Below are 3,281 nucleotides of genomic sequence, written 5' to 3'. Positions count from 1 at the left end.
ATAATCGTAATCGAATCCATAGTTCGATTCATTACTTAACTCCACAGGAGTTTGAAGATTTAGAAACAGAGAAAATGTCTTAGCAGTCTCTACTAAAATATGTCCAAGATATTGACTCAAATCCAATCTATATAGTTTATCCATGATTGCTAGTGCTACATTCATTAAAAAAACAGGTCCATTTTTGATTATCATATCATCGTTTGTTGAAGTTCTATATTACAACGCTAATGCAGCTATTGAATTGCCAAACATTTGGATGATTCCACTATTCGGTACTTGTATAGCGTTGTTAGTCAAATTTCTGAGTTATTTGAATATTTTTACAAAACCCTATATTTTTGCTTTGATTTATTATCCAACAATTATTCTTTCAGTTTTATTAAGTAATTATGTAATTAGAGAGGAGTCACTTAGTTTAGAGTTCTATTTAATGATCATAATTGGGAGTACGATAATTTATCTTTTCTCAATGTTTTTATATAAGAAAAATCGTCTTCTAGAGAGGCGTGAAATTGAAAGAGAAGAAAAAGCAAAATTCGATGAATTGACGGGACTACTTAATTATGCGTCGTTCAATAATGATTTGATAAGGCTAAATGCGCGAAATGAGAATGTTTCTGTTGTAATGATTGATTTAGATCATTTTAAAAATATCAATGACACGCTTGGGCATATTGCGGGAAACGCATTATTGAAGGAGTTTTCATGTTTTACCAAACAATTGTTGGAAGAAAAAACAACAATACCTTTTACTTTTTATCGGTTTGGTGGAGAGGAATTTTGTTTGATTTTTTATTCAAATGATATAGAAGGGGTCAAAGAAATAATGGATGAAATACGTGAGACTGTAAAAAATCATGCATTTGATTTACCAAACTATCGAACTGGCATGATGACTTTTTCTTCGGGTATCGAAACGAGTTCATCCTGTGATTTTGACTTGCTTTATGCGTTGGATAATGCAGATCGAGCATTATATCAAGCGAAACGTAACGGTAGGAACCAAACTATCGTTTTTAATTCTAGAAGAAAAAATTTGATCTAATTGGAAGGAGAACTATGATGAACAATATAGTGATCGTTATACCTAGTCTAGATCCAGATAAAAAACTCTTAGATTTATTAGCTGATTTAAAAACGAAAATTTCAGCGGAAATACTCATTATAAATGATGGGAGTCCGTCTCAATATCAGCACATATTTGAGACGGTAAAGAAAAAATTTTCTTGTTTAGTTCTAGAACATCCAGAAAATTATGGTAAAGGTGCAGCTTTAAAAACAGCGATGCAACATATTTTGACCTATATGCCGCATATCGAATTTATGGTGACAGTTGATTCAGATGGTCAGCATAAGTTTTCAGATATCACAAAATGTATTTATCGAGCACAAGAAGAAAATACAAGTTTAGTTTTAGGCACGCGAACCTTTGAGGGAGAAGTCCCTTTTAGAAGTTTATTCGGAAATCTACTCACTCGTAAGATATTAAAACTTTCTACTGGGATTGATATTAGTGATACACAAACTGGTTTAAGAGTGATTCCACGCCAATATATGGATCAACTTCTTTTGGTGGAAGGGAATCGATTTGAATATGAATTACGCATGCTGATTGAAACAAAAAAACATTCTTGGCCGATTATTTGTGAACCAATCACAACAATTTATATCAATGATAACGAGACCTCTCACTTTAGAGCTGTTTCCGATTCAATTTCCGTCTATTCTGTTTTTATTAAGCAGGTATTTGACTCTGAAAGAAGGCAATTTTTAAGATATGTAATTGCTTCATTAGCATCCTTTGCGTTGGATATCTCAATGTATGGTTTAGTGATAGCATCATTTACCGATTTTACCTTATCGACAGTGGCTATAGCCGGAATTTCTGCTCGGATTATTTCAGCAGCCTTCAATTATTTGGTAAATCGAAACTTAGTATTTAAAAACAACCCAGATTTTAGTCTATTCAAATATTTTAGTCTAGTATTAGCTCAAATTGGTGTTTCCAGTATCCTTGTGTATTTGTTATCTATGATCAATTTTGGGGATTATTCAGTAATGATCAAAGTGATTGTTGATAGCTGTTTGTTTTTATTTAGCTATCAAATACAAAAACACTTCATTTTTGGGAGGAAAAAATATGGTCATTCGATTAAAAAAATCTAAGCCTTTAATATATATTATTGCATTCATCACCGCCGTAATTTATTTAGCTTGGCGTGGAATGTTTACACTTCCATGGGGGGAATCGTTATTTGCAGTGGTTTTTGGAATAGCTTTATGGATCAGTGAGATCATTTCATACTTTACGGCTGTAATTCTTATCTGGAATAAAAAAAAGGCTAAGAAAATTGAAAAGCCAGAAGTTGAAGAAAGGTTATTTCCAGCTGTGGATGTATTTATCGCTACTCATAATGAAACAGTGGATTTACTTTTAAAAACTGTAAATGCTGCTACGCGGATGGAGTATCCTGATAAAAAGCTGGTACATATTTATCTTTGTGACGATTCAAATCGGGTAGAAGTTAAAGATTTGGCGGCTAAATTTTCGATTGGCTATATTGGATTAGAGAATAATCAGCATGCAAAATCGGGAAATTTAAATAACGCACTAGCCAAAAGTAGTTCTCCGCTAGTAGCGACGTTCGATGCGGATATGATTCCTTACTCTAATTTTTTACTAGAAACTGTTCCATATTATGTTCAAAATCAATTAGATCGGCAAGATGACGAAGAGATAAAACCTTTAGGCTTAGTTCAGACGCCTCAAAGCTTTTACAATGCGGATCTTTTTCAGTACAATCTATTTTCTGAAAACACAGTTCCAAACGAACAAGATTTCTTTTCAAGAGAAGTAAATGTTTTAAATAATGCTCAAGAAGCTGCAATCTATACGGGATCAAATACAGTAATTTTAAGGCAGGCGATTGTCGATGCAGGAGGTTTTCCGACTGCTACGATCACAGAAGATTTTGAATTGGGTATCTTGATCAATAGTAAAGGCTATACGAGTATTTCGACTACTGAGCCAATGGCTAGTGGGTTAACACCTACGGATATTCCTAGTGTAATCAAACAGCGTGTACGTTGGGGTCGAGGAGTAGTCCAAAGTGTAAAAAACCTCCAATTACTCACTAATAAAGATTTAACAACGCCGATTGTAAAATTAAGCTAGACAACTAAAAAAGCCATTTGTGCTACACTCAAAATAGTTCTGACCAAAGAATTATAAGGAGTGAGTACAAATGACCTATACCCATCTTACAACGGATGAACTT

General features: G+C 33.5%; 2 protein-coding genes and 1 pseudogene. All 3 read left to right on the top strand.

Annotated features, from left to right (window positions below):
- Positions 1-142: 142 nt before the first annotated feature.
- Positions 143-1,048: a GGDEF domain-containing protein gene (locus ACKTSC_RS13290; protein ID WP_407857820.1), complete on the top strand. Its 906-nt coding sequence runs from the start codon at positions 143-145 to the stop codon at positions 1,046-1,048.
- Positions 1,049-1,062: 14 nt separating this feature from the next.
- Positions 1,063-2,169, top strand: a complete 1,107-nt coding sequence (locus ACKTSC_RS13285) for a glycosyltransferase (RefSeq protein WP_407857819.1) — start codon at positions 1,063-1,065, stop codon at positions 2,167-2,169.
- Positions 2,144-3,154, top strand: a pseudogene (locus tag ACKTSC_RS13280) (glycosyltransferase family 2 protein); the annotation flags it as partial. The gene ACKTSC_RS13285 and the pseudogene ACKTSC_RS13280, both read left to right, overlap by 26 nt.
- Between the last annotated feature and the right edge of the window lie 127 nt (positions 3,155-3,281).

Origin of the sequence: Enterococcus hailinensis (assembly GCF_045862035.1) — a bacterium.
In the GTDB taxonomy this organism is placed as follows: domain Bacteria; phylum Bacillota; class Bacilli; order Lactobacillales; family Enterococcaceae; genus Enterococcus_A; species Enterococcus_A hailinensis.
This window is presented reverse-complemented; position numbering and strand designations above follow the sequence as displayed.

What these genes read in the sequence shown, in the direction of transcription:
- ACKTSC_RS13290 (WP_407857820.1), top strand. Translation starts at nt 143, where the DNA reads ATGATTGCTAGTGCTACATTCATTAAAAAAACAGGTCCATTTTTGATT.
- ACKTSC_RS13285 (WP_407857819.1), top strand. Translation starts at nt 1,063, where the DNA reads ATGATGAACAATATAGTGATCGTTATACCTAGTCTAGATCCAGATAAA.